This window comes from Rothia endophytica, from assembly GCF_928381505.1.
Lineage (GTDB): Bacteria > Actinomycetota > Actinomycetes > Actinomycetales > Micrococcaceae > Rothia > Rothia endophytica_A.
The window spans coordinates 1-4,407 of the sequence record NZ_CAKMSJ010000020.1; the positions used below are offsets into that span (position 1 = coordinate 1).

Genomic DNA, 4,407 nt, shown 5'->3' on the forward strand with positions numbered 1-4,407 from the left:
TTTGGCATTGGGCCCTCGGCGCTGACGGAGGCCATGGGCATGCTCAACCACCATTTCGCAGCAGCCGCCTGATCGGCGCAGAGCGACAGCCTACCTCTGACTGCCGCCAATCTTTGCAACAGAGCCGTCGCCTGTTCTTCCACATGCTCGCTGCGATCGCGGAGTTCGAACACGACCTCATCGTCGAACGCACCCACGACGGCCTCGCGGCCGCCCGCGCCCGGGGCCGGAAGGGCGGCCCGAAGTTCAAGATGACGCCGACGAAGATCCGGCAGGCCCGGGCGATGTACGACGAGGGCGGCCACACCGTCCAAGAGATTGCCGACACGTTCGGAGTGTCCCGGCCCACGATCTACCGGCACCTGGCCGAGCACGTCGAGCGGTCCTAACGAGGAATCATGGCGCACCTCAGCGATCGGCAGAAAGCCGAGCTTGTGCGCCAACACCAGGACGGGGTGCCGTGGACGCGCATTGCGGAACACTCCGGCGTCGCCGTACGGACCCTGCAACGCTGGGCAGCCCGGATGGAAACGGGACAGCTCTCACGGGCACCTCGCAGCGATAAGGGTTCGAGGCACATCGACGCCGAGCTGGTGAAGGCGATTGAGGCGCTTGCTGTGCGGCGACCCGCGCCGACGATCGCGTATATCCACCGCCGCATCGGTGATATCGCCAGGGGCCGAGGACTATCCGTCCCGGGGTACACCACGGTCCGCGAAATCGTGCACGCGCTCGACCCGGGCCTGACCGCTCTCGCGGACGGCAGGGACGCGGCCTATCGAGACAAGTTCGAGCTGGTCTACCGCCGCACAACCTCTGCGCCGAATGAACAGTGGCAGATGGACCACACTCTGCTCGATGTGATGATTCTCGATGACCGGCAGCAGGCCGTCCGCCCCTGGCTCACGATCGTGCTCGACGACTACTCACGAGCGATCGCGGGCTACGCGGTCAGCGTCTCAGCACCCACGGCCGAGCATTCCGCATTGGCTTTCCACCAGGCCGTCGCTCGGAAACGAAACCCGAAGTGGGTGGTGTCGGGCCTCCCGGACATCCTCTACAGCGATCACGGGTCCGATTTCACCTCGACCAGGATCGAGCACGTGTGCCTCGACGTGCACGTGCGCTTGATTCACTCACGGATCGGCGTCCCACAGGGGCGCGGCAAGATCGAACGGTTCTACCGAACGATCACGACCGAGCTGCTGCCGCACCTGCCCGGCTTCATCCCGCACGGCACCGGTGGATCGCCCATCACCGAACCCAGGTTGACCTTGCACCAGCTCGATGACGTTCTCGAGCGATTCATCGTCGACGAATACAACGAACGCATCCACTCATCGACGGGTGCTGCCCCGCACGAGCGATGGCGCAGCGACAGTTTCATCCCTCGAACACCCGCTCGCCCGGAAGACATCGATCTGCTTCTACTCACCGCAGCGACGCCCCGCCGTGTGCAACGCGACGGGATCCGTTTCGCCTCGACCCGATACATCTCACCAGTCCTCGCCGCATACGTCGGGGAAGACGTCACGGTGCGGTACGACCTCCGCGACCTCGGAGAGATACGAATCTTCCACGACAACGCATTCCTCTGCCGCGCAATTTCCCCCGAACGCTCCTCGGAAACCGTCTCTTTTGCTGATCTGCAAACCGCGAGGAACGCGCGGCGTCGCGCTCTGAAGCAGCAACTCCGCGAGCTCACCGCTCATGCGGGTTCCCTTCCCGAAGACACGCGCCACCGTCCCGAGATCGCAACGGCCCCCGACAGAACCCCCGACCAGCCCGCGACACTTCCCGCGCGACACGGATTGAGGACATATGCCAGTGACTGATCCAGACAGCACGCCCCGGTCTCTTCTTTTCACGCCTGACGATGACGGACGCCGATTCCTCAACGGTCATTTCGACGAGTTCACCGATGCGCCTCCGCCCCTCGCGGACACTTTGCCCGCATTCATTACCACACGTGAGCACCGACGGTTTACAGAGTTCGCGGATACCGTCCGATCGCACCGCTACATCGGCCTCTGCTACGGACCACCCGGCGTCGGGAAGACACGCTCCGCACGCAACTACGCCGGTACAGACGAATGGGAGCAGTGGTACCCGCTCTCCCGCGGCAAGGGCTCACTGCCGCCCGTGCCCGAGGCCGTGCAACGAAGCCGCACGGCATTCTTCACACCCACGGTCGCCGCGACCATCAAGCAAATCGATCAAGGCCTGCCCCGGGCCTGCCAGCACATCTCCTGGGCCATCGACTACGCCGAACACGGGCACGTTGATCCTTTCGTTCACGCCGAGTCCCAACACAGCGGAAACACCGAACTGCTCATCATCGACGAAGCCGACCGACTCAAAACCGCCGGCCTCGAACAAGTCCGCGACTTCTACGACCGCCACCGGATGGGCGTCATCCTCATCGGCATGCCCGGCCTCGAAAAACGGCTCGCCCGCTACCCCCAGCTCTACAGCCGCATCGGCTTCGCTCACGAGTACCGGGCGCTACGCAGTGACGAGCTCACCGCCGTTGTCGCGCAGCGCCTCCCGGACCCCGACCCAGACGACTCCGGTCTCGCGCACACCGCAGCTCTCGCCGCAATCGTCCGCGCCACCAACGGAAACTTCCGTCTCGCCGACAGACTCGTCACCCAGATCAACCGCATACTCGACATCAACAAGCAGACACGCCTCATCCCAGAGGCCGTCGACGCCGCCCAAGAAGCACTCCTCATCGGACGGTAAGCGGCGTGGGAAACACGACATTCATCGCCGCGATTCACAACGCATACCGGGGACCTCGACGAACCGCACACCGAAAACGATCGTTTACGGCTGAGTCCGCAGCTGAGTTGACCTACCATACGTATGGTAGGTATATTTGAAATGTGCCAACCAAAATCGAACTTCTCGATCACGCAGTTGAAGTCCTTCGCCGCGGCGATGCCCTCGCCCTCGATGCAGTCGCTCGCGAGGCGGGGTTGACGAAGCCCGGGGTGGTCCACCATTTCGGCACGAAAGAAGTTCTCACTGTCGCAGTCGTGAACCGCATTATCGACCGCTGGGAAGCGGATCTGCATACTCGGGCCTCGACGGATGCCGAGCCGATCGACAAGCTGCGCGCGTACGTCGACTACGCACTCAACGGCGACTTCGACTCCAGCGATCTCGCCCTGCTCGCGGACGTGAACCTGCGGGAGCGGTTGTCTGCTCTGTGGGCTGAACGCCTCACCCCGTGGCTCGGCAGCGACATCGACACTGACCCGGCGAGCCGCGCATCACTTCGCGCCGCCCGCCTGCTGGCTGACGGCGCATGGTTCAACACTGCCCTCGGCATCCCCACTGTCCGTGACGACGAACGATCCGTCCTGCGCGCGATCGCCCTGCAACTCGTGAATGAAGGAGACCCCCAGTGACCAACAAAGCCAAAGGCTGGCTGTTCCTCATCGGCGCGATCGCCGCAGAGGTCACCGGCTCACTATCCCTCAAGGGGGCGCTGGACTCACCCGCCCTCTATGCACTCGTCGCAGCCGGCTACATCGGCGCCTTCGTGTTCCTCAGCCTCGTGCTGCGCACCGGCATGGCCCTCGGCGTCGCATACGGCATCTGGGGAGCCTCCGGGGTCGCACTGACGGCGCTCCTCTCCCTCATCATCTTCGGCGAACCGCTCACGCTCTTGATGGGCATCGGCATCGTCGTCGTCATCGCCGGAGTGCTCTGCGTCGAACTCGGCGCGCAGGCCGGTCACAAGAAGAAGGCAGAGGTCGCGTGATGGTCTGGCTGTTCCTCATCGGCGCAATCATCTTCGAGGTCGTCGGCACTCTGTCGCTCCGTATGGCGGTCGACAAGAAGCGCTGGTACGTCGGCGTGGCCGTGGGCTACGTCCTCGCATTCACCATGCTCAGCCTCGCCCTCGCCGGCGGAATGGCGCTCGGCGTCGCATACGGCATCTGGGCTGCATCCGGCGTCGCTCTCACGGCCATCCTCAGCAAGTTCCTGTTCAAAGAGCCATTCACCTGGCTGATGGGCCTCGGCATCGTCCTCATCGTCGGTGGCGTTCTCTGCATTGAACTCGGAGCCGTCCACTAACCCGGCGATCGTTTACAGCGGGGCTACCAAACGTCGGTCGGGTCAGAGATTCGCTGACATGCTCCCTGCCATATCCAGCACCGCAGCTTGTCGCCGTCGATCGTCACCTGGACGCCCACGGCGTCGGCCGTCCAACGTTTCACCTGGACGACGCACCGGACGTTCGTATCCCCGAACTGGAGCCAGGCGTGAGGCTCTGTTGCAAAAATCGTGAAGCTTGAGCATGCTTGGCGGAGATTGGACGGACGGAACGATGACGGATTTCAAGTGGCGCCATTTCCAGGGTGATGTGATCCTGTGGGCGGTGCGCTGGTATTG

Annotated in this window: 6 protein-coding genes; all 6 read left to right on the forward strand. The window is 63.7% G+C overall.

All coding sequences use genetic code 11. The features are described 5' to 3' along the window. Window positions 1-143 precede the first annotated feature (143 nt). The 6 genes from L6990_RS11660 to L6990_RS11685 all read left to right on the forward strand — a co-directional run bounded on the left by L6990_RS11660 (window position 144) and on the right by L6990_RS11685 (window position 4,089). Window positions 144-389: a helix-turn-helix domain-containing protein gene (locus L6990_RS11660; protein WP_082714155.1), complete on the forward strand. Its 246-nt coding sequence runs from the start codon at window positions 144-146 to the stop codon at window positions 387-389. 9 nt (window positions 390-398) lie between these two features. Continuing rightward, a complete protein-coding gene (locus L6990_RS11665; protein ID WP_060920705.1) occupies window positions 399-1,835 on the forward strand; it encodes a Mu transposase C-terminal domain-containing protein in 1,437 nt (478 codons plus the stop codon). After that, window positions 1,822-2,745, forward strand: coding sequence for an AAA family ATPase (locus tag L6990_RS11670; protein ID WP_060920706.1), 924 nt, complete (start codon window positions 1,822-1,824; stop codon window positions 2,743-2,745). Before L6990_RS11665 ends, L6990_RS11670 begins: the two co-directional genes overlap by 14 nt. A 143-nt stretch (window positions 2,746-2,888) precedes the next feature. Continuing rightward, a complete protein-coding gene (locus tag L6990_RS11675) occupies window positions 2,889-3,416 on the forward strand; it encodes a TetR/AcrR family transcriptional regulator (protein ID WP_237197832.1) in 528 nt (175 codons plus the stop codon). Beyond that, window positions 3,413-3,772 carry a DMT family transporter gene (locus tag L6990_RS11680; RefSeq protein ID WP_237197834.1) on the forward strand — a complete coding sequence of 120 codons (360 nt, stop codon included), beginning with the start codon at window positions 3,413-3,415 and terminating at the stop codon, window positions 3,770-3,772. The genes L6990_RS11675 and L6990_RS11680 overlap by 4 nt, the downstream gene beginning before the upstream one ends. Beyond that, entirely contained in the window at window positions 3,772-4,089 is a 318-nt protein-coding gene (locus tag L6990_RS11685) for a DMT family transporter (protein WP_046746591.1), read from the forward strand. The genes L6990_RS11680 and L6990_RS11685 overlap by 1 nt, the downstream gene beginning before the upstream one ends. The last annotated feature ends 318 nt before the right edge of the window (window positions 4,090-4,407 follow it).

Coding starts and splice junctions, on each gene's coding strand:
- L6990_RS11685 (WP_046746591.1), top strand. CDS start 3,772: ATGGTCTGGCTGTTCCTCATCGGCGCAATCATCTTCGAGGTCGTCGGC.
- L6990_RS11670 (WP_060920706.1), top strand. CDS start 1,822: ATGCCAGTGACTGATCCAGACAGCACGCCCCGGTCTCTTCTTTTCACG.
- L6990_RS11665 (WP_060920705.1), top strand. CDS start 399: ATGGCGCACCTCAGCGATCGGCAGAAAGCCGAGCTTGTGCGCCAACAC.
- L6990_RS11660 (WP_082714155.1), top strand. CDS start 144: ATGCTCGCTGCGATCGCGGAGTTCGAACACGACCTCATCGTCGAACGC.